Source organism: Tessaracoccus zhenghani (genome assembly GCF_054552775.1).
The window spans coordinates 926,311-948,913 of the sequence record NZ_CM137275.1 but is presented as its reverse complement, the minus strand read 5'-3'; the positions used below and the strand labels follow the sequence as shown (position 1 = coordinate 948,913).

The 22,603-nt window shown below is 68.9% G+C and carries 21 protein-coding genes and 2 tRNA genes; 12 read left to right on the top strand and 11 right to left on the bottom strand.

The window, feature by feature from the left end; genetic code table 11:
• Nucleotides 1-123: 123 nt before the first annotated feature.
• Together ACX1DX_RS04580 and ACX1DX_RS04575 are read left to right on the top strand one after the other, a co-directional pair.
• Nucleotides 124-516 carry a hypothetical protein gene (locus ACX1DX_RS04580; RefSeq protein ID WP_182765616.1) on the top strand — a complete coding sequence of 131 codons (393 nt, stop codon included), beginning with the start codon at nucleotides 124-126 and terminating at the stop codon, nucleotides 514-516.
• Nucleotides 517-601: 85 nt separating this feature from the next.
• A complete protein-coding gene (locus ACX1DX_RS04575) occupies nucleotides 602-1,282 on the top strand; it encodes a DUF6766 family protein (protein ID WP_182765617.1) in 681 nt (226 codons plus the stop codon).
• Between the two features lie 86 nt (nucleotides 1,283-1,368).
• Here ACX1DX_RS04575 and ACX1DX_RS04570 read toward each other — a convergent pair.
• A tRNA-Asn gene (locus ACX1DX_RS04570) sits at nucleotides 1,369-1,441 on the bottom strand.
• A 118-nt stretch (nucleotides 1,442-1,559) separates the two neighbouring features.
• Here ACX1DX_RS04570 and pbuX point away from each other — a divergent pair.
• Nucleotides 1,560-3,497, top strand: coding sequence for a PbuX/PucJ/PucK family nucleobase permease (gene pbuX / locus ACX1DX_RS04565; RefSeq protein ID WP_459397778.1), 1,938 nt, complete (start codon nucleotides 1,560-1,562; stop codon nucleotides 3,495-3,497).
• 6 nt (nucleotides 3,498-3,503) lie between these two features.
• On the opposite strand, the gene ACX1DX_RS04560 is transcribed toward pbuX, so the two are convergent.
• Nucleotides 3,504-4,901, bottom strand: coding sequence for an alpha,alpha-trehalose-phosphate synthase (UDP-forming) (locus ACX1DX_RS04560; RefSeq protein ID WP_182763482.1), 1,398 nt, complete (start codon nucleotides 4,899-4,901; stop codon nucleotides 3,504-3,506).
• A gap of 90 nt (nucleotides 4,902-4,991) precedes the next feature.
• Between ACX1DX_RS04560 and otsB the strand changes: the two genes are divergently transcribed.
• Nucleotides 4,992-5,816: a trehalose-phosphatase gene (gene otsB / locus ACX1DX_RS04555; protein WP_459397777.1), complete on the top strand. Its 825-nt coding sequence runs from the start codon at nucleotides 4,992-4,994 to the stop codon at nucleotides 5,814-5,816.
• A gap of 3 nt (nucleotides 5,817-5,819) precedes the next feature.
• Here the strand turns inward: otsB and ACX1DX_RS04550 are convergent.
• The 3 genes from ACX1DX_RS04550 to ACX1DX_RS04540 form a co-directional block, all read right to left on the bottom strand.
• A tRNA-Ile gene (locus tag ACX1DX_RS04550) sits at nucleotides 5,820-5,893 on the bottom strand.
• Nucleotides 5,894-5,914: 21 nt separating this feature from the next.
• Complete coding sequence (locus ACX1DX_RS04545; RefSeq protein WP_459397776.1) at nucleotides 5,915-6,988, bottom strand: tellurite resistance/C4-dicarboxylate transporter family protein; 1,074 nt, start codon at nucleotides 6,986-6,988, stop codon at nucleotides 5,915-5,917.
• Between the two features lie 10 nt (nucleotides 6,989-6,998).
• Entirely contained in the window at nucleotides 6,999-7,925 is a 927-nt protein-coding gene (locus ACX1DX_RS04540; protein ID WP_459397775.1) for a hypothetical protein, read from the bottom strand.
• A gap of 124 nt (nucleotides 7,926-8,049) precedes the next feature.
• On the opposite strand from ACX1DX_RS04540, the gene ACX1DX_RS04535 reads away from it, so the two are divergent.
• The 5 genes from ACX1DX_RS04535 (at nucleotide 8,050) to ACX1DX_RS04515 (ending at nucleotide 12,807) form a co-directional block, all read left to right on the top strand.
• Nucleotides 8,050-9,111 (top strand): AAA family ATPase, encoded by a 1,062-nt coding sequence (locus ACX1DX_RS04535; RefSeq protein WP_182763478.1) that lies wholly within the window; start codon nucleotides 8,050-8,052, stop codon nucleotides 9,109-9,111.
• A 90-nt stretch (nucleotides 9,112-9,201) separates the two neighbouring features.
• Nucleotides 9,202-10,191 carry a DUF58 domain-containing protein gene (locus ACX1DX_RS04530; protein WP_255436327.1) on the top strand — a complete coding sequence of 330 codons (990 nt, stop codon included), beginning with the start codon at nucleotides 9,202-9,204 and terminating at the stop codon, nucleotides 10,189-10,191.
• A complete protein-coding gene (locus ACX1DX_RS04525; RefSeq protein ID WP_459397774.1) occupies nucleotides 10,188-11,165 on the top strand; it encodes a VWA domain-containing protein in 978 nt (325 codons plus the stop codon). The genes ACX1DX_RS04530 and ACX1DX_RS04525 overlap by 4 nt, the downstream gene beginning before the upstream one ends.
• Nucleotides 11,165-12,121 carry a VWA domain-containing protein gene (locus ACX1DX_RS04520; RefSeq protein WP_459398175.1) on the top strand — a complete coding sequence of 319 codons (957 nt, stop codon included), beginning with the start codon at nucleotides 11,165-11,167 and terminating at the stop codon, nucleotides 12,119-12,121. Before ACX1DX_RS04525 ends, ACX1DX_RS04520 begins: the two co-directional genes overlap by 1 nt.
• Nucleotides 12,118-12,807, top strand: coding sequence for a YggS family pyridoxal phosphate-dependent enzyme (locus ACX1DX_RS04515; protein WP_459397773.1), 690 nt, complete (start codon nucleotides 12,118-12,120; stop codon nucleotides 12,805-12,807). Before ACX1DX_RS04520 ends, ACX1DX_RS04515 begins: the two co-directional genes overlap by 4 nt.
• A 21-nt stretch (nucleotides 12,808-12,828) precedes the next feature.
• Here ACX1DX_RS04515 and ACX1DX_RS04510 read toward each other — a convergent pair whose 3' ends face one another.
• Entirely contained in the window at nucleotides 12,829-14,667 is a 1,839-nt protein-coding gene (locus ACX1DX_RS04510) for an alpha/beta hydrolase family protein (RefSeq protein ID WP_459397772.1), read from the bottom strand.
• Nucleotides 14,668-14,785: 118 nt separating this feature from the next.
• Here ACX1DX_RS04510 and ACX1DX_RS04505 point away from each other — a divergent pair, with 118 nt between their 5' ends.
• Entirely contained in the window at nucleotides 14,786-15,301 is a 516-nt protein-coding gene (locus ACX1DX_RS04505) for a DUF3145 domain-containing protein (protein WP_459397771.1), read from the top strand.
• A 69-nt stretch (nucleotides 15,302-15,370) separates the two neighbouring features.
• Here the strand turns inward: ACX1DX_RS04505 and ACX1DX_RS04500 are convergent, their stop codons facing one another.
• The 5 genes from ACX1DX_RS04500 to ACX1DX_RS04480 all read right to left on the bottom strand — a co-directional run bounded on the left by ACX1DX_RS04500 (nucleotide 15,371) and on the right by ACX1DX_RS04480 (nucleotide 20,218).
• Nucleotides 15,371-16,627, bottom strand: a complete 1,257-nt coding sequence (locus ACX1DX_RS04500; RefSeq protein WP_182763472.1) for a beta-ketoacyl-[acyl-carrier-protein] synthase family protein — start codon at nucleotides 16,625-16,627, stop codon at nucleotides 15,371-15,373.
• A 137-nt stretch (nucleotides 16,628-16,764) separates the two neighbouring features.
• On the bottom strand, nucleotides 16,765-17,010 hold the full coding sequence (locus ACX1DX_RS04495) for an acyl carrier protein (RefSeq protein ID WP_143570849.1): 246 nt from the start codon (nucleotides 17,008-17,010) through the stop codon (nucleotides 16,765-16,767).
• 46 nt (nucleotides 17,011-17,056) lie between these two features.
• Nucleotides 17,057-18,043 (bottom strand): beta-ketoacyl-ACP synthase III, encoded by a 987-nt coding sequence (locus tag ACX1DX_RS04490; protein ID WP_459397770.1) that lies wholly within the window; start codon nucleotides 18,041-18,043, stop codon nucleotides 17,057-17,059.
• A 4-nt stretch (nucleotides 18,044-18,047) separates the two neighbouring features.
• Complete coding sequence (locus ACX1DX_RS04485; RefSeq protein WP_182765629.1) at nucleotides 18,048-18,974, bottom strand: ACP S-malonyltransferase; 927 nt, start codon at nucleotides 18,972-18,974, stop codon at nucleotides 18,048-18,050.
• A 155-nt stretch (nucleotides 18,975-19,129) separates the two neighbouring features.
• Nucleotides 19,130-20,218 carry a PucR family transcriptional regulator gene (locus ACX1DX_RS04480; protein WP_233120681.1) on the bottom strand — a complete coding sequence of 363 codons (1,089 nt, stop codon included), beginning with the start codon at nucleotides 20,216-20,218 and terminating at the stop codon, nucleotides 19,130-19,132.
• 128 nt (nucleotides 20,219-20,346) lie between these two features.
• Here ACX1DX_RS04480 and cobF point away from each other — a divergent pair, with 128 nt between their 5' ends.
• The gene (cobF, locus tag ACX1DX_RS04475; protein WP_076058650.1) at nucleotides 20,347-21,075 is read left to right on the top strand and encodes a precorrin-6A synthase (deacetylating); all 729 of its coding nucleotides are present in this window, start codon (nucleotides 20,347-20,349) and stop codon (nucleotides 21,073-21,075) included.
• 98 nt (nucleotides 21,076-21,173) lie between these two features.
• The gene (locus tag ACX1DX_RS04470; protein WP_459397769.1) at nucleotides 21,174-22,583 is read left to right on the top strand and encodes an alanine/glycine:cation symporter family protein; all 1,410 of its coding nucleotides are present in this window, start codon (nucleotides 21,174-21,176) and stop codon (nucleotides 22,581-22,583) included.
• Nucleotides 22,584-22,603 lie beyond the last annotated feature (20 nt).

Below are 22,603 nucleotides of genomic sequence, written 5' to 3'. Positions count from 1 at the left end.
GGGCGAAGCCTACTGTCGTAGCCCACAAGGGTGTGATTCGAAGCACCTGTCCGGGACTACTGTCGGCTTTCTCGGACGGGTTCACCCGGATATGGGCCCCGCTGTCTCGAGGAGGTTGAACTCGTGGCAAGAAACTGGATGGCCGCTGTGGTGATCGCCGGTCTGGCAGTGGCCGGCTGCTCGGCCGACGCCCGCGAGGGCGAGGTGGAAGACGCCGCCCGCGCCTTCGTGGGAGCCACTCCGGCGGAGGCGTGCGAGATGCTCGCGCCGGAGACCCGCAAGAGCGTGGAGAAGGACTCGGGCACCGATTGCGCCGCAGTCCTTGAGGAACTGGGGCTGCCCTCGGCCTCTGACGTGGAGGGCGGGGAGGTCGCGGGTGAGAGCGCCCAGGTGCGACTCGCGGATGACGTCGTGTTCCTGGCGCGGTTCCCTGAGGGCTGGCTGGTGACCGCAGCGGGATGCGTCCGTGAAGAGGCGGATCCCGCCTGGCCGTACGAGTGTGAGGTGAAGGCATGATTCTCGCGAGGGTTGTGTTCTGGACGTACCTGCTGTTCATCCTGCTGGGGCTGCTCGCCGTCTTCATCATTGCGGCGGTGGCACGGTGAAGGATCCACGAGTCCAGTCCGCGCTGCGCGACAACTCCCTGTCCATCGGCTTCGGCATCCTGCTGCTGCTCGCGCTGATCGGCCAGGCCTTCGCCGGTCAGGCCCACTACAACCTGGAGGCCCGCACGGCGGGCCTGGCCGAGATCGACATGTGGCGCTACCTGACGTCCTCTTCGTTCGCCGTCGACGTGGCGGAGAACTGGCAGTCCGAGTACCTCCAGTTCACGCTCTTCATCCTGCTCACCGTCTGGTTGGTCCAGCGGGGTTCGTCGGAGTCCAAGCCGCCCCAGGAGATGGGGCCGCACGACGACTCGGAGGAGATGGTGGGGGAGTTCGCCCGGCCTGACTCGCCGCAGCTTGCCCGGGTCGGCGGGTGGCGTACCAGCGTGTTCTCGATGTCGCTGACCATCGTGATGTTCGCCATCTTCGTGTTGTCCTGGGCTGCTCAGGCGGTGGCTGGTCGTGTCGCCTACAACGAGGAACGCCTGCGCGACCTGCTCGATCCGCTCAGCCTGGGTGACTACCTCCTCCAACCGGAGTTCTGGAGCAGGACGTTCCAGAACTGGCAGTCCGAGTTCCTTGCAGTGGGGTCCATGGCGATCTTCGCGGTGTTCCTCCGGCAGCGGAACTCCCCGGAATCCAAGCCGGTGGGCATGCCGCACCACGAGAACCCCTAGAGGAGTCGCGAGGTTGGCCAAAAAGAACGGCCCCTCCAATGGAGCTTGGAAGGGCCGTTCAGCTTGTCAGAGCGTGTTTGCTCTAGCTCCCCGGACTGGACTCGAACCAGTAACCCTCTGATTAACAGTCAGATGCTCTGCCAATTGAGCTACCAGGGACCGGTGGTCAGTGGATGACCACGCGATGAAGAACGTTAGCAGATGACTCTGCCGGATGGCGAATCGGAGGGGCTGGGGGTAGCTTTAGCAAGTCGATTTTTCGTGACAGGAGCAGCCCATGTCCGCCGCCACGCTGGAGCGCCGCGTCCACCCCGTTGACCAGGTTCCACCGGGGCCCAAGCTGGCCGTCCTCGGCCTGCAGCACGTCCTGGCGTTCTACGCCGGCGCGGTGATCGTCCCCATCGTGATCGCCGGCGCGCTGGACCTGTCCACCCAGGACCTCATCCACCTGATCAACGCCGATCTGTTCACCTGCGGCATCGCGACGATCATCCAGTCCGTCGGCTTCTGGAAGGTGGGCGTGCGGCTCCCGCTCATCCAAGGCGTGACGTTCACGGCCGTGTCGCCGATCATCGCCATCGGCCTGGCCGCCGGCGGTGGCAGGGAGGGCCTGCCGGAGATCTACGGCTCCATCATCGTCGCCGGTCTGGCCACGTTCTTCGTCGCCCCCTACTTCTCCAAGCTCATCCGCTTCTTCCCGCCGGTGGTCACCGGCACCCTCCTGACCGTGATGGGCACCACCCTCATCGGCGTGGCGGCCAGCGACATCGTCCGCGGTGCCGGCGGCGGGAACGCCGCAGGGGCGGAATTGACACGCAACCTGGCCTACGCGCTGGCCACGCTCGGCGTGATCGTGCTGATGCAGCGCTTCTTCAAGGGCTTCATGGCCACCGTCGCCGTCCTCATGGGTCTGGTCCTGGGTACGGTTGTCGCCGTCATCCTGGGCGACACCTCGTTCACCCACGTGGCCGACGCCTCCTGGGTGGGCGTGACCACCCCGTTCTGGTTCGGGATGCCCAAGTTCACCTTCGCCGCGATCGTCTCCATGCTGATCGTGATGGCCATCACGGCCGTCGAGACCACCGGTGACGTGTTCGCCACCGGTGAGGTCGTCGGCAAGCGCATCACCCCGAAGCACATCGCCGCCGCGTTGCGCGCCGACGGCCTGTCCACCGCGCTGGGCGGTGTCCTCAACTCGTTCCCCTACACCTGCTTCGCGCAGAACGTCGGCCTCGTGCGCCTCACCCGCGTGAAGTCGCGCTGGGTTGTCGCCGTGGCCGGCGTGTTCATGATCATCCTGGGCCTCCTCCCGAAGGCAGGCGCCATCGTCGCGGCCATCCCCGGACCGGTTCTGGGCGGTGCCTCCCTGGCCATGTTCGCCAACGTGGCCTTCGTCGGCATCCAGACGCTGGGCAAGGCCGACCTGCACGACAACCGCAACCAGGTCATCGTCTCCACCTCGCTGGCGCTGGCGATGCTCGTCACCCTGCAGCCCTCCGTTGCCCAGGCTGTGCCCGGGTGGCTCCACATCTTCTTCGGTTCCGGCGTCACGATCGGCGCGATCACCGCGATCGTGCTCAACCTGCTGTTCTTCCACATCGGCCGCCGCCTGGGCCCGGACGTCGCGACCTCAGGCAGGAGCCCGCTCAACCTGGAGCAGATCAACGCCATGGACGAGGAACGTTTCGTCGAGACCTTCCGCAGCCTCTATCCGGAAGAGACCTGGCCCATCCGTGCCGCGTACCAGTCGCGTCCGTTCAACTCTACGGCCGACCTGCGGGCAGCCTTCCAGAACTCGCTGATGAGCGGCACCCCCGACCAACAGCGGAGCCTGATCCTCAGGTACCGCGACATCGCCGACCTCCTCCTCGACGAGGACCCTGGTCACACGCCGTCGGACATCGCCGCGCTCACCGAGACCGGGTCGCTGGCCGCAGACAGGATGGACGACCACGACCGGCAGAGTCTCATGGCCGTGTCGCACGCGTACCAGGACAAGTTCGGCCTCCCGCTCGTGGTGTCGCTCAACGCGACCACCACGCTCGACTCCGTGGTGGAGCAGAGTTGGGTGCGCGTGGAGGCCTCGCCGGAACGCGAACTGCACAAGACCGTGGGCGAGGTGGCCAACATCGCTGACCGCCGCTTCGATGCCCTCGTGGCTGACGCGAACCCGATCCGCTCCGCCTGGTCACGCAAGTTCGAGGCGCTGAACTGACCCGCTTCAGCCGTCGGTGTTCTGGAGGTCACCCAGGAAATTGTCGGCCCAGTGCTCGATGGTGTTGCCGTGCACCTGCTTCTTCAACGCCCGCATGCGCCGCTGGCGTTCCCGGGCCGGGTCCGTCGCGGCCTGCATGACGACCTCTTTCATGCCGTTGAGGTCGTAGGGATTGACCAGGTAGGCCTGCTTGAGTTCCTGCGCCGCGCCGGCGAACTCGCTGAGGACCAGCGCGCCATTGGTGTCGGGGCGGCACGCCACGTACTCCTTGGCCACGAGGTTCATGCCGTCGCGCAGCGGAGTGACGACCATGACGTCGGCGATGCGGTACATGGCCGCCATCGTCGTGCGCGGGAAGCCGGCGTGGAGATAGGAGATGGCCGGGCGACCGACGCCGCCAACCTCGGAGTTGATCCGCCCCACCAGGAGATCGATATCGTCGCGCAGCCGCCTGTACTCGTCGACGCGCTCGCGCGACGGGGTGGCCACTTGCAGGAAGACCGTGTCCGCCGGGTCGAGTCTGCCCTCCTCGAAGAGTTCGCCCATGGCGCGGATGCGCTGCCGCAGGCCCTTCGTGTAGTCCAGCCGGTCCACGCCCAGGAAGATCCGCTTGGGATGCCCTAGTTCCTCCAGCAGGGCCTCGGCTTCGGCGATGACCTCGGGCGTCTGGGCCAGGGCCGCGAAGCCCTCCGTGTCGATGGAGATCGGGTAGGCGCGGGCGGTGCACACGCGCGATCCCGAGACGCGCACCCGGTCGCGCTCCACACGGTGGGTGGTGCGCTGACGCACGAGGCGCAGGAAATTCTGGGCGCCGCCCGGCACCTGGAAGCCCACCAGATCAGCACCGAGGAGACCCTCGAGGATCTCTCTGCGCCACGGCAGCTGCTGAAACAGTTCGGTGGGAGGGAACGGGATGTGGAGGAAGAAGCCGATCCGCAGATCCGGGCGCAGCTCGCGCAGCATCTTGGGGACCAGTTGAAGCTGGTAATCCTGGACCCACACGGTGGCGCCCTCGTCGGCCACCTCAGCGGTCGCCTCCGCGAATCGACGGTTGACGGTGACGTAGGCGTCCCACCACTCGCGGTGGTACTCAGGAAAGGCGACGGTGTCGTGATACAGCGGCCACAGGGTGGCGTTGGAGAAGCCCTCGTAGTACTCCTCGTACTCCTCTGCGCTCAGGGGTACCGGCACGACGGAGTAGCCCTCGTGTTCGAAGGGCGCGACGCGCTCACCCGACGCGCCGTGCCAGCCCACCCATGCCCCGCCCATGCGGCGCATCACGGGCTCGAGAGCGGTGACCAGGCCACCTGGTGACGTGCGCCAGTCGACGCTCCCGTCATCTGCGGTGATGCGGTCGACAGGGAGCCGGTTGGCGACAACGACGAAGCGTGCGCGCTCGGACATTTTTCCTCCTAGGTCGTCTATCACCTTACCGAGTGCGGTTGTCACACGAGTCGGGCGACCCGAGAACGCCGACGTGGCAAGGTAGGTGCCATGACCTGGAATGCCGTGACCGATCATGCCCAGAGCTTCTTCTCCGCCGCCGCCGCAGACCCGTCCCGGGTGCTGCTCGCCCTCGACTTCGACGGCACCCTTGCCCCCATCGTCGATGACCCGGAGGACTCCCGGATGCACGACGGCGCGGCCCGGGCCCTCGCCCGGCTGGGCGGCGTGCTCGGGCACGTGGCGATCATCACCGGACGGGGGGTCGCGGTGGTCCGACGCCTTGGGCGCCTGGCGGAGCGCGAAGGGCTGGGCAACCTGGTGGTCCTGGGCCAGTACGGCGCGGAGCGCTGGGATGCGGCCACGGGCGAGGAGACGCCGCCGTCGGTGCCCGAGAACGTCGCCGCGGCGCGCCCAGAGGTGGAGCGGATCATCGCGGGCTGCACCATCGACGATGTGGTGCTGGAGGACAAGGGCCGCGCGCTCGGCGTGCACACGCGGCGCAGCGCAGACCCTGACGCGGCGTTCCGGCTCCTGGAGCCGCAGCTGGCTGTCGTGGCTGCGCGGCACGGGCTCGTTCTGGAGCCCGGCCGCAACGTCCTTGAGTTGCGTGCTTCAGCGCTGACCAAGGGTGACGCGCTCCTGGCCCTCGTCGACGAGACCGGGGCCACCGTCGTGGCGATGTGCGGCGACGACCTGGGGGACCTGCCGGCCTTTGAAGTGCTTCGCGAACTGCGCGACGGGGGTCTCAGCACCTGCGCCGTCATCAGCGGGTCTGCGGAACAGCCGGCGATGGCCGCCCAGGCCGACGTGCTGGCGGAGGGGCCCGACGGTGTCGCTGCCTGGCTGCGGGACCTGGCTGCAGCGCTGGCCTGAGGGTGGGGCATGCGGGGCTTGAACCCGCGACGGGCGGATTATGAGTCCGCTGCTCTAACCGGCTGAGCTAATGCCCCTCGGGGAAGAAGGATACTCAGTTACGCCTGTCCCTGCCCAACACGTGGCCGTCCCGGCCGCGCCCTCGGCAGGAGCACCATCACCACGTTGCGCATCATGGCGACGAAGACGACCGCCCACACCGCCAGCGCGACGTACAGGAACACAGTGCCGATGGCCTCCACCAACGGCAGTCGGTCGACCCTGCCCACGTTGATCGAGGCGACGGCGAACATGCCGACGGGGAAGACGATCGACCAGAAGGTGGGCACGTAGACCAGCGGCACCCGGTGCACGAAATGCCGCCAGAAGCCGGCGCCGACCAGGATCGGGATGAGCCACAGGCAGAAGCTCCAGAAGATGGCGATGGTGCCGGCGATCAGCGTCCGGGTCGCGTCGACCATGGGCGTCGAATCCATGGCGACGATGTTGCTGCCCGCGACGACCGCGATCGCCATCGCGCCCATGGCCACCCAGTAGGGCGGCTCGAACTCGCGCGGCGTGATGCCGAAGTGGACGATGCGCAGGAGCACGAGGATGGAGATGCCCGCATACAGCGCCACACCGACCGACCAGGACAGCACGGCGAGAATCCCGATCCACGCCTGCCCGTTCGGGAAGAACGGCATGATGCGGGTCATGCCGATGGCCAGGGACTGGCTGGCGACCGCCCAGATGAACCAGGTGCCGTTGGTCCTGGCCAGGATGGGCTTGCCGTCGCGGGTCATCAACACCTGCCACGGCAACACGTACCCGAACACGAACCAGAGCACCGCGCCTAGGAAGATCAGCGGCAGCGCGATGGTGACATACCCGGCGGCCATGAGCCGGACGGCGAGCACGTCGGTGCCCGCGACCACGGTGAAGTAGGCGAACGCCATCTCGGGTCCGCGCAGGTCGCGCAGCATCGCGGCACGGTGGGACACGGCGCGCCACACGTAGAGCACCCAGAGCGCGGCGTAGGAGAGGGCGGCGATCACGAGCAGCGCGAGCGACAGCGCCTCCAGGCCGATCTCGTGCAGGCCGATGGAGACGATGCCGGTCCCCATCACGAGCGCGAAGTAGCCCGGCGACAGGCGTTCGAGGGCCTCTGAGAAGGCGGAGGGCTGGCTCATGGCCGGCGCATCAGAGCTTCGGGTTGACGCTCGGGCCGCCGGGGCCGGAGTCGCCGTCGCTGGGTACCTCCATAGAGGGCGAGTCGCTGTACGGCCCACCGTCGCTGCCGGGTGAAGGGCTGGACGGCTCGCTGCTCTGCGGCTCCCCGGACTGGGGGGAGGCTGACGCCGGATCAGGCGAGCCTGACCCCTCGCCGGAGCCCTCCGCGGGCGAAGGGATGGGCGGGGGAGCGTCGACGGGGGGCTGGTTCTGGAAGGCGAGGATCGCCATCAGGAGAGCCAGGGCCGACAGCAGCGCCATCACCAGGAACGACACGAGGATGGTGATCCAGGAGGCGCGGTCGCGACGACCTGGCCAGGCCAGCGGCCAGAGCCGGGTGGCGCCGTGGCCGGTCTTGTCGATCCAGTGCAACCGGTAGTCGGGGCCCGCCGGCTGGCTCAGCGGCGGCGCCATCCACAGATCGACGGCGCGCAGCACCCTGTCCGCCTCCTCGACGGCCGCGAGCGTTCCGTCGAACGCCAGCGCAGCCCACGGCGCCAGGGGCAGCAGATGGGCGAGGTGCGGATCGTCGTCTTCGCTGCGGTACCGGACGGCGGTGCGGCCGTCGTCCTGATCCTCGCCGCCACGGGCGACGACGGTGTCGATATGCATGGCGTTGATCTCGCCGGAGAACCGGGCCCGGGCCGCGGCGTCGCGCGCCGCGCCCTCTGAGAGCAGGAGGAGCATGACGGAGTCGCCGCCGTCCTCGTGCGCGACGAAGGTGGTGCCCGCCGGGGTGGCGGTCAGCCTGGCGTCGAGCCAGAAGTCGCCCACCTTGGGCGGGTCTTCCTCCCGGAGGGGATGGTGCGCGGCGAGCACCATCTCATCCTCCGCGCGTTCCTCGGGCGGAGGGGGAGGTGGACCCTGCACCGGGCCGGCGTCGTCGTGCTCGCTCATCGTGACCATCGAACCACATTCAGACAAGCAACAGCGTCGACGGCCGTGCGTGGTCTGCGTAGAGTTGGTGCTTCCCCCGGAGCGCTATCGTTGAGCGCGGATCCCCGTCCAGAAGGAGTCACGTGTGAGCGAGCCGACCGCAGTCACCCAGTTGCCCGAGACGGTCGCTGACGCGGCCAGGGTGCTGGGCCAGGCGATCAGTCAGGTGCAGCGGGTCATCGTCGGCCAGGAGCACATGGTGCAGCAGTTGATGGTCGCCCTGTTGGCCAAGGGACACTGTCTGCTGGAGGGCGTGCCGGGCGTGGCCAAGACCCTGGCGGTGCGCTCGTTCGCCACGGTCGTGGGCGGCGACTTCGCCCGTGTGCAGTTCACGCCGGATCTGGTGCCGTCCGACATCGTCGGTACGCGCATCTACTCGGCCAAGGCGGAGAGCTTCGAGATCGAACTCGGCCCCGTCTTCGTCAACTTCGTCCTCGCCGACGAGATCAACCGCGCGCCGGCCAAGGTGCAGTCGGCGATGCTCGAGCTCATGGCCGAGAAGCAGGTCTCGATCGGCGGCGTCACCTACCCGGCCCCGAAGCCGTTCATCGTGATCGCCACTCAGAACCCCATCGAATCCGAAGGTGTCTACCCGCTGCCCGAAGCGCAGCGCGACCGCTTCCTGGTCAAGGTCGACGTGCCCTACCCGCGCGGCAATGAGGAACTCGAGATTCTGCGCCGGATGAGCGTCAGCCCGCCCGTCGCGGAGCGAGTCCTCAACCCTGACCTGGTGCGTCATCTCCAGGACATGGCCTCCAACGTGTTCGTGCACAACCTCGTCGCCGAGTACATCGTGCGGCTGGTGCTGGCCTCGCGTACCCCGGCAGATTTCAACATGCCGGACCTTGAGGGGGTCATCCAGATCGGTTGCTCGCCGCGCGCGACGCTGGGCCTGGTCGCCGCCGCCCGCGCGCTGGCCCTCATCAACGGCCGCGACTACGTGCTGCCCACCGACGTCCAGGCAGTGGCCAGGGACGTCATGGCCCACCGCATCGTGCTGGGCTTCGACGCAGTGGCGGACAACGTCAGCACCGCAGAGGTGGTGGACCGCATCCTCGCCATGGTGCCGGCGCCCACCCCCGTGTGGAACGAACAGCAGCGGCAGGCCAGCCACCAGGCGCACGCCCACCAGCCCGGCCGGAGCTGATCCTTGACGCAACCGGGCTTCACCTACGACGGCCCCCAGAAGGGGCCGTCACTGGCTGTGCCCAGCACTGAGGCGGCCGAATATTCGGTGCTGCGCGCGCCCACCGGGCCGACGGTGCCCCTCAACAAGTTGGCCCCCGAGGCAGCCCTGCGACGCCTCGAACTGACGATCGTGCGCCGCCTCGAGGGCTTCCTCCAGGGGGACCACCTGGGTCTCCTCCCCGGGCCGGGCACCGACACCAACGACGCCCGGGTCTACCATCCCGGGCAGGACGACGTGCGCAAGATGGACTGGGCCGTGACCGCCCGCACCACGGTGCCGCACGTGCGCGACACGATGGCGGACCGCGAGCTGGAGGTCTGGGCCCTGCTGGACGTCACGCCGTCGATGAACTGGGGCACCGAGGGGATCACCAAGCGCGACCTCGGCATCGCGGCCATCGCGACCATCGGGTTCCTCTCGCAGAAGATGGGCGACCGCTTCGGCGGGATGATGATGCTGCCGGACCAGGTCAAGCGGCTGCCCGCCCGCTCCGGGCGCACCGCGCTCTACGGGCTGCTGCGCAAGCTCCTCACGGAGCCGATCGTGCCGGACAACACGCCCGGCACCATCGAGCTGGAGGACGGCATCGAGCAGCTCACCCGCTCGCAGCGCCGCCGCGGCATGCGTGTGGTGGTCTCGGACTTCCTCACGCCGGGGGACTCCGAGCTCGACCCGAACGTGCCGCCCCCGTGGGAGCGCGCCATCCGTCGGCTGGCGGTGCGCAACCAGGTGCTCTGCATCGAGGTCATCGACAGGCACGAGCTGGAGTTCCCGGACGTGGGCGAGATGCTCATCCGTGACCCGGAGACCTCGTTCGCGCGCTACGTCAACACCTCCGACGACGCGGCCAAGCGCCGCATGGACGCCGCGACGCGCGCCCAGCGCGAACGCATCAAGATCGCGCTGCGCCGGGCCGGCGCCGGCCACATCCAGCTGCGCACGGACCGCGACTGGGTCACCGACATCGCCCGCTTCGTGTTGCACTACCGCAAGGTGGCGGGCATGCTGCACCAGCCCCCGCAGGGGGTGAGCAAGTGAGCTGGCTCTGGTCCTGGTTCCCGGAGTTCGCGAACCCCGGACGACTCTGGACCCTGGCGCTGCTACCGGTGCTGGTCCTCGTGTACCTGATCCTGCTGCGGCTGAAGGGCCGGGTTGCGCTGCGCTTCACGAACACGGGCATGCTGGGCCGCGTCGTCGGCTCACAGCGTCGGTGGACGCGGCACGTGTTCGTGGCCATGTCGCTGTGCTCCCTGGTGGCCCTCGGTCTGGCGTACGCCAACCCCCTGGGTACGGAGAAGGTGCCGCGCGAGCGCGCCACCGTCGTGATGATCGTCGACGTGTCTCTCTCCATGTCGGCTGAGGACGTGGAGCCGAACAGGCTGGACGCTGCCAAGCAGGCCGCCGTGGAATTCGTCCGCGACCTGCCGGACTCCTTCAATGTCGCCGTGGTGGCCATGTCGGGTAGGCCCACCATCGCCATCCCGCCGACGACGGACCGGGGCGCCACCGAGCGTGCCATCACCGCACTGGAACTGGCCGACGGCACCGCCATCGGCGATTCGATCACCACCGCCCTGCGCGCGGTGGACCTCGCCCCACCCGGCGGCGACGGCGAAGAGCCCGCCCCGGCCATGATCGTGATGCTGTCCGATGGCACCAACACCGAGGGCCCAACGCCTGACGAGCCGGCCAAGCGCGCCAAGAACGAGGAGATCCCGATCTTCACCATCGCGTACGGCACCCAGAACGGGTTCGTCGACATCGACGGCCAGCGCGAGAACGTCGCGCCGGACACGGCCACGCTCGAACAGATCGCAGACATCACCGGCGCCCGTGCCGTGGGCGCCGACGACAGGGAGGCGCTGGCCACGGCCTATCGCGACGTCGGCTCGGTCATCGGGTACGAGGACGTGGCCAAACCCATCACCGCCACCTATGCGTTCATCGCGCTCGGCTTCGCCGTCGTGGCGGCGCTGGGTGCGGTCTTCATGGCCGCGAGGTGGCCGCGATGATGCCGTTGATGATGGAGTTCATGGCCCCGTACCGGTTGTGGGCGCTCGTGATCATCCCCCTGATCGCCGTCCTGTACGTGGTGCTGTCGGCCCGCACGTCGAAGCCGCGCCCGATGAGTTCCCGGCTGCGCTTCGTGGTGCCCAAGGACGCCGCCTGGAAGCGGCACGGCGCCGTGCTCCTCGGGCTGCTGTCGCTCGCCGCGTTGATCGTGGCCTGGGCGATCCCGAAGGACTATGTCGACAAGCCGCGCGACCGCGCCACCGTCGTGGTCTCCATCGACGTGTCCTGGTCCATGGAGGCGCAGGACGTCGAGCCGGACAGGCTGCAGGCGGCGCAGGATTCGGCCAAGGCCTTCGTGGACTCCCTGCCGGAACGCTTCAACGTGGCCCTCGTCTCGTTCGCGGGGACAGCAGACCTCATCGTGCCGCCCACCATCGACCGGGGAGTGGTGCAACGCGCCATCGACTCGCTGATGCTCGCTCCCTCGACGGCGGTGGGCGAGGGTGTCTACAAGAGCCTCGACGCGCTGAAGCTCGTGCCGCCGGACCCGTCGGATCCTGACGCGGTGGCCCCCGCCGCCGTCGTGCTGCTCTCCGACGGCGCCACCAACATCGGACGCAGCTCCGCCGGCGCCGCCGAGAAGGCCAAGGAACAGAACGTGCCGGTCTACACCATCGCGTTCGGCACCGACAACGGCTTCGTGGAGCAGGATGGCCAGCGTCAGCGCGTGGCCGTCGACCACTGGGAGCTCAGTGAGATCGCCAGGCTCTCGGGCGGCAAGAAGTACGCGGCCGAATCCGCCGGGCAGTTGGACGAGGTCTACGACGCCATCCGGCAGTCCGTCGGCACCGAGCGGGTGCCCGCAGAGGTGACCGACCGCTACGCCGGCCTCGCGATCATCTTCGCGGTGCTGGCGGCAATGGGTGTCATCTCGCTGGGAGCCAGGTGGCCGTGACCATCGCGGAAAACCTGCAACGGATCCGCGCCGAGGTCGACGAGGCGGCGGTAGCCGCCGGCCGCGACCCGGCGTCGGTGCGAATCATGCCCGTGTCGAAGTACCACAGCGCGGAACAGATCCGCGAGGCGCACGCCGCCGGCTACACCCTGTTCGGGGAGAACCGGGTGCAGGAGATGGTGGGCAAGCACGCCGAGCTCGCAGACGAGGGCATCGGGTTCGCCATCATCGGGAACGTGCAGTCCAACAAGGCCAAGCCAGTGGCGGAGCTCGCCGCAGAACTCCAGTCGCTCGACTCGCTGAGCCTCGCGGAGAACCTCAACCGCCGCTGCGCCGCGCTCGGAAGGCGGCTCCCGGTGCTGGTGCAGTTCAACACCTCGGGGGAGGCGCAGAAGTCCGGCATCGCGCCTGAGGAGGCCATCGGGTTCGCGCGGAAGTTGCAGCCCCTCGAGGCGCTGGACGTCCGCGGGCTGATGACGATGGCGGTCTTCAGCGACGACGACGCCGAGGTCGCCGCCTGCTTCCGCCGCCTCCTCGACGTGCAGGCCAGGATCCGCGACGCCCTGGGCGGTGGCTACGACGAACTCAGCATGGGCATGTCGGGCGACTTCAAGCTCGCCGTCGCCCACGGTTCCACGTGCGTGCGCATCGGCACGGCCATCTTCGGGCCGCGGCTGACGGTCTGAGCCGAAGCACAACCCTCTAGGTCAGTCGAGGTTCTCGATCTCCAGCACCGGCACGTCGCTGCTGTGCCGCATGCCGAAGACCTGCTCCAGGAAGGAGACCTGAGCTTCGAGAGCCGCACGCCGCGCGGCCATGCCCCGGAAGCCGTGGCCCTCGCCGTCGAACATCACGAGCGCCAGCGGAAGGCCCTTGGCCCGCACGGCGTCGGCGAGCTGCTCCGCCTGGGCGGGCGGCACCACCTTGTCGTCGCGGCCCTGGAGCACCAGCATGGGGGTGCTCAGGTTGTCGAGGTGGTTGATGGGGGAGCGTTCCTCGTAGAGGTCGCGGCCCTCCGGCCACGGGGCGATGAGGCCGTCGAGGTAGCGCGACTCCGCCTTGTGGGTGTCGGTGGCCAGCGTGGGCAGGTATCCGATGCCGTACCGGGTGACGCCCGCGGCGTAGACGTCGGTGGTGGTGAGCGAGCGCAGCGTCGTGAAGCCGCCGGCGCTGCCGCCGGTGATCGCGACGCGGGAGGGGTCTGCCAGCCCCTGGCCGGTGACCTCGCGGACGGCGGCGGCCACGTCGTCGACGTCGAGGTCGCCCCAGCGCCCGCGCAGGCGGTTGCGGTACTCCCGGCCGAACCCCGTGGAGCCGGAGTAGTTCACATCCAGCACCGCGAACCCGCGCGACACCCAGAACTGGGTGGCGGCGTTGTAGGAGGCGGTGGCCATCGACGTCGGGCCGCCATGTGTGAGCACGATCATGGGCGGGTTGGTGAGCTCGGGACGGTACAGCCAGGAGTGCACCGGACCGACCGGTCCCTCCGCCCAGATGGCGGAGGGGGCGGCCACGAACTCCTCCGCGATGCCCGAAGGCCCCGCGAGCGCGAGGTTACCGCCACCGGAGCGCAACTCGACGAGCGTGGCAGGCCGGTCAGCCCATTCGGCCACGACATAGAGGCAGTCGCCGTACGCGGCGATGGATTCGATGTCGGTGGTGCCCACCAGCGGCTCGGTCACCTCGCCGGTCTCGACGTTCCAGAGGGCGAGAGTGCCCTTGCCGTCGATGTACTGGACCGTTGCCAGCGTGTTGTCGCGCGTGACGGCCGCGACGGGCCGGTTGAGCACCCAGGTGGGGCCGGCGCAGTCGCGGTCCACCCGCCACTCGTTGCCGTGGTGCACGCGCCAGTTCCAGAATCCGGACTCGTCGGTGACGTAGGCGCACGCCTCCAGTTCGGGGAGCCCGACGGGGTACTGGGCGGACACGCCGTCGCGGCCGTAGAGCAGGTCCGCGTCCCACCAGTCGCCGATGGGCGCCCGCCACACCTCCGCGGTGTCCCAGCTCATCGCCGGGTGGTTCCACTGGTACCAGGCGACGAAGTGCCCGGCCACCGTCGGCCCCGCGTAGAAGTCGGCACCCGTGGCGATGACCCGCCCGGCGTCCGGCTCGTCGTCGTCCAGGCTGAGGGTGACGATCTCGGTGCGGGGCTCGGGTTCAGCAGAGTGGTCCTCGCGTACGGCGAGGACGAAACCGTTGGCCACGCTGAGGTGCAGGCCCCCGTAGACGTACTGGGAATCCGCCGGGGTGAGGGGCCGCCGGGTGCCGTCGGCGTCGAGCAGCCAGACGCGGCGGGTGCGGTCGTCGCAGTAGACGAGGAGTTCGCGGTTGGCCGAGTAGGCACCGCCGCCGTACTCCATGGTGCGGGAGCGGACGTTGGCCTCCGGGGTCAGATCGCTGACCGCGCCGTCGTGGCTGCGCTGCCGCACGGTGACGCGGCCGTCCTCAGCGGCGATCGTGGCGAGCCACAGCACACCGTTCCTGGTGGACTGCACCTGGGAGATGGCGTCCGGGTAGTTCAGTACGGATTCGAGGCTCGCACGCATGGGTCTTGTCTATCGCATTGCGTGTCGCTTGGAAACCTGGGCACAATGGGGGCACACCGCCTGGCTGGGCTCGATCGCAGGGGAAGGCAATCCAGCCCAACCAGGAGGTACAACCGAGATGAACGCTCGTCACACGGGTATCCAGGCGCAGGGGATGATCCTCATCCATTCCGCGTCTGCCGCGCTGTGCCCGCACATCGAATGGGCCCTCGGGTCGGCGCTCGGCCGCCGCATTGAACTGTCCTGGACGCAGCAGCCTGCAGAGGCGGGCGCGCGTCGCTCCGAATACTCCTGGGCGGGCAACGTCGGCTCCGGCGCCGTGCTGTCGTCGACCCTGGCGCAGATCGGACACCTGCGCTTCGAGGTGACCGAGGAACCGACGGCGGGCTCGGACGGCCAGCGGTACTGCTTCACCCCCTCGCTCGGAGCCTTCACGGCCCAGGTGGGTGTGCACGGCGACATCCTCGTGCCCGAGGACCGCCTGCGCCACGCCCTAGCGAACGACGCCCTGGGTGGCGAACCGATCCACCACGCGCTCGACAGGCTGCTGGGCGTGCCGTGGGACGAGGAACTCGACGTGTTCCGCTACGCCGCCGAAGATTCCCCCGTGCGCTGGCTGCACCAGGTCGTCTGACCCTGGACAGCGAACAGTTCGGGCCTGTGCAGCATTCGCCGCACAGGCCCGAACTGGTTCAGCAGGAGGTCAGTCAGTGATGTTCTCGTTGCTCACCACGACGGCCACGTTGTGGCCGCCGAAGCCGAACGAGTTGTTCACGGCGGCGAGGTCACCCTCGGGCAGCGTGCGGTTCTCCGTGGCCACGTCGATCCCCAGATCGGGCTCGATGTTGTCGACGTTGATGGTGCCCGGCACGATGCGGTTCTTCAGCGACAGCACCGTGGCCAGGGTCTCGAGCGCACCGGCGCCACCGAGCAGGTGGCCGGTCATCGACTTGGTGGAGTTCACCACGACATGGTCGACGTGGCTGCCCAGCGCCTTGCGGATCGAGCCCGCCTCCGTCACGTCGCCCTGAGGGGTCGAGGTGCCGTGGGCGTTGATGTGCACGATCTCGGCCGGCGTCAGGCCGGCTTCCTGGAGGCCACGGGTCATGGCGAGGGACTGGCCGTAGCCGTCCGGGTCCGGCTGCACCAGGTCGTGGCCGTCGGCGGACATGCCCGCACCGCGCACGGTGCCGTAGATCTTCGCCCCGCGGGCCTTGGCCGCATCGAGGCGCTCCAGCACCATGATGGCGGCACCTTCGGCGAGCACGAAGCCGTCGCGGTCCACGTCCCAGGGTCGCGACGCGCGCGTGGGCTCGTCGTTGCGGCGCGAGAGCGCCTGCATCTTGGCGAACGCGCCCAGCGGCAGCGGATGGATCACGGCCTCGCCGCCGCCCACCACGACGATGTCCGCCCGGCCAAGCCGGAGCATGTCCATGCCCCAGGCGATCGCCTCGTTGGACGACGCGCAGGCGGACACGGGGGTGTGGATGCCGGCGCGGGCGCCGAGCTTCAGGCCGAGGTTGGCGGCCGGGGCGTTGGCCATCAGCATGGGGATGGTGAAGGGGGACACGCCGCGCAGGCCCTTGTCGCGCATGCCGTCCCAGTTGCCGAGCAGCGACTGGAGACCGCCGATGCCGGTGGCGCAGACGACGCCCAACCGGTCGCGGTCAACGGGATTGTCCTCGCCCAGACCGAAGCCGGCGTCGGCCCAGGCCGCGAGGCCGGCGACGAGCACGAGCTGCGTGGAGCGGTCGAGCTTGCGCGCCTCGACCCGCTCGATGACCTCGCTCGGGTCGACGGCGACCTTGGCTGCGATGCGGGAGGGGAGGTCCTGCGCCCATTCCTCATCGAGGGCGGTGACGCCCGACCGGCCTGCCAGCAGGCCTTCCCAGGTGCTGGCGACGTCGCCGCCCAGCGGCGTGGTGGCGCCGATGCCAGTGATCACAATCGCGTCGGACATGTTTCTCCTCAGAGGCGTGGGATGAGTTGGGGTGAGAGGGGAGCGGGGTCAGAGCCGGCGTCTCACGGGACACCCAGCACCCGGTTGGTGCACCCCGTGAGAAACCGGGAACCGGCCTCTCACGGGGTTCTACGTCGTCAGTTGGCGCCGCGCTCGATGTAGGCGACAGCGTCGCCCACGGTCTTGAGGTTCTTGGCGTCCTCGTCGGGGATCTCCATGTCGAACTTGTCCTGGAGGTCGTTGATGATCTCGAGCATCGACAGGGAGTCGACACCGAGGTCGTCGACGAACGACTTGTCCTGGGTCACGTCCTCGACCGCGTTGCCGTTGATGTCGTTGACGACCTCGGCGATGCCGGCGCGGATCTCTTCAGTGCTGGCCATGATGGCTCCTTACTTTCTGGTGGTGGGAATGGGTTGAGTGTAGGGGTCAGGGCAGGATGACGGTCTGGCCTGCGAACACGAGGCCCGCGCCGAAACCGATGATCAGAGCGCTGTCCCCACTCTTGGCCTGCCCGGACTCGAGCAGGGCCTCCATCGCCAGCGGAACCGAAGCCGCAGACGAATTGCCCATGCGGATGATGTCGCGGCCGACCACGACGTCCTCGGGCAGCTTGAGGTGACGCAACATCGAATCGGTGATCCGGTTGTTGGCCTGGTGGGGGATGAAGCAGTCGAGCTCTTCGGGCGTCAGGCCCGAGGCTTCGAGGGTCTCCACGGCCTTCTCGACGATGGAGCCGGTCGCCCACTTGAAGACCTCACGGCCATCCATGTGGATGTGGGGTGTGGTGCCGGCCTCGACGGTGCGCCAGTCGTCGATCTCGATGACGTCGTGCGCCTCGGGCTTGGATCCCCACACGGTGGGGCCGATGGCCGGTTCGTCGGAGGGCCCGATGACAACCGCGCCGGCGCCGTCGGAGAACAGGAACGCGGTGGAGCGGTCCTCGATGTTGGTGTAGCGAGAGAGGACCTCGACGCCCAGGACGAGGACGTTCTTCGCGGAGCCGGAGCGGACGAGTCCTTCAGCGATGCCGACGCCGTAGCAGAAGCCCGCGCAGGCGGCCGAGATGTCGAACGCGGCGGGGGCGGGCATGCCCAGCTTCGCGGCCATGATGGCGGCCAGCGAAGGGGTCTGCATGAAGTGGGACACCGTCGACACGATGATGGCGTCGATGTCGGCCGGCTGGAGCCCGGCGCGCTCGATGGCCTTGGCTGCGGCCTCCACGCCCAGCGTCTCGGCGTCCTCACCGTCGGCGGCCCAGCGACGCTCGGTCATGCCGGTGCGCTGCTGGATCCACTCCGGGGTGGAGTCGATCATCGTGCACATCTCTTCGTTGGTCACGACGCGGCTGCCACGTGCGCCGCCCACTGCCAGGATTCGCGCGTACTGCGCGCCGGTTGCGGTCTTCAGTGCCACTGGGTCACTCCGATTCGGTGTGGTTCTGGACGAAGCTGCGTGCCTCGTCGAGTTGGTCTGGGGTGTTGAGGTTGAACAGTTCGACGCCCTTGAGGTTGCGCTTGGCGATGCCTGTGAGGGTGCCGGCGGGGGTGAGTTCGAGCAGCCCGGTGACGCCGCGCCCGGCCATGGCCTCCATGCAGAGGTCCCAGCGCACGGGGTTGGCCACCTGGTTGACCATCCGCTGCAGCGCGTCGGCGCCCGAGCCGACGACGGCCCCGTCCCGGTTCGACAGCAGGGCTGTCACGGGCTCGCCGGGCGTCACGCCCGCGGCCACGGAGGTGAGGTGGGCGACGGCGGGCTCCATGTGCACGGTGTGGAAGGCGCCCGCCACGCTCAGGGGGAACAGCCGGGCCCGCTTTGGGGCGTTGGCGGCGAGTTCCTCGAGTTGTTCGACGGTGCCCGCGGCCACGATCTGGCCGGAACCGTTGTTGTTCGCGGGGGTGAGGCCCGCGGCCTCGATGGCGGCCAGCACCTCGTCGCGGTCGCCGCCGATGACGGCGGTCATGGAGGTGGGCCGCGCGGCGGAGGCCTCCGCCATGGCCCTGCCCCGCTCGCGCACCAGCACGAGCGCGTCCTCGTCGGTGATGGCACCGGCCAGCGCCATGGCGGCCAGTTCGCCGACGGAGTGCCCTGCGAGCATGCCCACCGTGGTCGCGTCGTCGCCGAGCAGCGCCCGGCCGCTCAGCAGCGCCGAGGCGACCAGGAGGGGCTGGGCGATGGCGGTGTCGCGGATGGTGTCGGCGTCGGCCTCTGTCCCGTAGTGGGCGAGGTCGATGCCGCTCACCTCGGACAGCCGCGCCAACTGCTCAGCGAGCGCGGGGTCGGCAATCCAGGGGGCGAGGAATCCGGGGGTCTGGGCACCCTGTCCGGGCGCGACGATCACAAGCACATGACAACCCTGCCTGCTCGCCGTCCGGGAGGCGGGATCGAATGTCACGAAAATCCCCCTACGGCCGTTGTCACTTCCCGACAACACCATGTCGGCCCGCACGCGCGGTGGCGAGGGGAAGCGTTGTCGGTAGCGGTGAATTGCGCGGCGGTGATTCAGCCGTGGAGGCGGCCGAGGGTGATGGCCAGCCGCAGCACGTAGGCCTCGCGCGGATCCGCCGGGTTGTAGCCGGTCACGTCCTGGATGCGCTTGAGGCGGTACCGCACGGTGTTGGGGTGCACGAAGAGCGCACGGGCCGTGGCTTCCATCGATGAGCCGCAGTCGAGGAACCCGACGCACGTCTCGAGGAGTTCCTTGCTGGCCGCCAGCGACGGGTAGATCTCGCCGGACAGGATGCGGCGGGCGTGGCCGTCGCCGGCCAGCGCACGCTCGGGGAGCAGGTCCTCGGACAGCAGAGTGGTGGGGCCCTCCGGCCAGGCCTTGGCGGCGCGGTACCCGGAGGCTGCTGCGCGGGCCGACTTGGGCGCACCGGCAAGGTTGTCGACGGTGGGGCCGACGACGACGGGGCCAGGCGCGAAATGCTCCTGCAACTGGCTGATCCGCTCGCAGGCCTCCACCGGGTCGCTGACCCGGTCGCCGCCGAAGATGCACACGAGGCGGTCGCCCTGCGGCGCGGCCAGCACTTCCAACGAGAGCTTAGCCGCGGCGCGGCGCAGACCGTCGAGCACGTCGGTCTCCGGCGCGCCACCGATGGCGACGGCGACCTTCGAATCCGTGTCCCAGCCCAGCGTCGAGGCGCGCGACATGACGGATTCGTCGGTCTCGGCCCGCACGACGGCGTCGACGATGGTGGCCTCGATGCGGGAATCCCAGGCGCCGCGGGCCTCGGCGGCGCGCGCGTAGATGGCGGCGGCCGCGAAGGCGATCTCCCGCGAGTAGTGCACGATGCCGAACTGGAGCGGCTGGCGGTCACCGCGGGGGAGGAGGTGCTGGATCTGCTCCTCGACCACCTCCGTCGTCGTGCGGACGAGGTCCACCGTCTGCTGCAGCGAGATGCGGCGGGCCATGGCGCGGGGGGCGGCGTCGAAGACGGATTCGGGCACGAAGGGTTCACCCGAGAACCAGGTCACGAACCCGTCGATGCCGGAGCGGGCGAGGACGCCGATCCAGGAGCGCGACTCCGCGTCCAGCTGTCCGAACCACTCGTGGCGCGCCACCAGCGCGGTCAGCGTCGCCGTGTTCATCTCGGACGTGGCGCCGGCGAGCCGTTTCAGCAACCCTGAGCGTGCACGTGCAGACGAGATGAGCGCAGGGGCGGTGCCGGGACGGGGATCCATCCGGCCAGCCTAGTGGTGTCGCTAGGGTGGTCCCCGTGAGTCACGAGGTATTGGTCATCGGCATGGGTCCCGGCGGTTTCGGCCAGCTGACGCTGGACGCGGTCGAGGCGATGAACCGCGTCGATGCCTTCGTGGTCGCGGATCACCGGGAGGACCGCTCGGATCTGGTCTGGCGCCGCAGCGAACTGATCCGCCGGCACGTGCGGCACGCGCACCGCATCATCACGGTGCTCGACCCTGCCCACCAGTACCCCGACGACGACCTCGACGCCGCACGGCTGGCCACCTACGTGCAGATCCTCAGCGGCCTGCCGGACGGCACGGTCGTCGGCTTCCTCGCCTGGGGGGACCCGGCGCTGTACGACTCGATCCTGCGCGTGATCGACGCGCTGCGCGCCTCCATGTCGCTGCAGGTGAAGGTCATCCCGGGGGTGAGCGCCCTCCAGGTGCTCGCCGCGGCCCACCAACTGGCGCTGCACGGTGCGCCCGTGCACCTCACCACCGGTGAGCGCCTGCTGGCCGAGTACCGCCCGGACCTGGGTGACGTCGTGGTGTTCGAGGACCCGGCGCTGGCCTGCCGTGGCCTCGTCGCGGAGTTCCCGGACCTGGAGATCTACTGGGGGGCCTACCTCGGATCGGATGACGAAGTGCTCGCCAACGGGCCATTGGCGAAGGTCATCGACGAGATATCGGCGCTGCGCGCCCAACTCCAGCAGCATCACGGGTGGGTGCACGACACCTACCTCCTCCGCCTGCCTGCCTGAAATCGCTGCGCGACACGACGGTGAATTCGCCCCCGGGCGGGCCCGCAGGTTGCTAGCTTGTCTCCGTCAACGGTGAAACGCACACGGAGGGACCCACCATGGATCGGCTGCAGGAGATTCTGGACGCTGTCGCGGGGTTCGTATGGGGACCCTGGCTCCTCATCCCGTTGCTGCTGCTCACCGGCCTCTGGCTGACGATCAAGCTGCGCGGCATCCAGTTCCGCACGCTGGGCTCCGCCCTGCGGCTCGCGCTACTGGAGCGGCACGACAAGGACGCCGAGGACGGCGACATCTCGCAATACCAGGCGCTCACCACGGCGCTGGCCGCCACGGTCGGCGTCGGCAACATCGTGGGCGTCGCCACGGCCATCGCGATCGGCGGCCCCGGCGCCCTGTTCTGGATGTGGGTCACCGGCCTGGTCGGGATGGCGTCGAAGTACTCCGAAGCGTTCCTCGCGGTGCGCTTCCGCACGGTCGACGCTAAGGGCGAGTCGTCCGGCGGCCCGCAGTACTACCTCAAGAAGGCGCTGCCCGGTGGCTGGGGTGTGGCGCTCAGCATCGTCTTCGCCGTCTTCGCGGTGCTGGCCAGCTTCGGCATCGGCAACATGACCCAGGGCAACGCGGTCGCCGCCAACCTGCACGACGCGTTCGGCGTGCCCGTCACCATCTCCGCCATCGTGATGGCGGTCCTCGTAGGGCTCGTGATCCTCGGCGGCATCCGTGTCATCGGCACCGTCACAGCGGCGCTGGTCCCGGTCATGATCGTGTTCTACGTGCTCGGGGCGCTCTACATCCTGGTGGTGAACTTCGCGGAGCTCCCCACCGCGCTCGGCCTCATCTTCGGGCAGGCATTCACCGGCAGCGGCATCGCCGGCGGAACGTTCGGCTCGTTGATGCTGGCGGTCCAGATGGGTGTGGCCCGCGGCATCTTCTCCAATGAGTCCGGCATGGGATCGGCGGCCATCGCCGCGGCCGCGGCCAAGACCACGCACCCGGTGCGGCAGGGCCTCGTCTCGATGACCCAGACCTTCATCGACACGCTCATCGTCGTGTCCTGCACCGGCCTGGTCCTGATCACCACCGGTGTGTGGGACGCCGACGCGAGCCCCGCCGTCCTCACCTCCATGGCCTTCAGCCACGGGCTACCCGGCCAGTGGGGTGGCTACGTCGTAGCCATCGGCGTGATCCTGTTCGCGTTCTCCACCATCATCGGCTGGTCCTACTACGGCGACCGCTGCGTGGAGCGCCTCTTCGGGGCGAGGATGACGATCGTCTACCGCATCGCGTTCACCGTCGTGGTCTACATCGGCGCCACCGTCCCGCTGGGCATCGTCTGGTCGTTCTCCGACATCATGAACGGCCTCATGGCGCTGCCGAACCTCATCGGCCTCCTCGTCCTCTCGGGCCTGATCGCCCGGGAGACGGCCCACTATCTGAAGCACGACCCCAAGTTGCGGGCCACGAAGGCCGACGTGGACGCCTTCATGGGAGACCAGGTCAAAGCCTGAGGCGTCGCCGCACTAGGCTG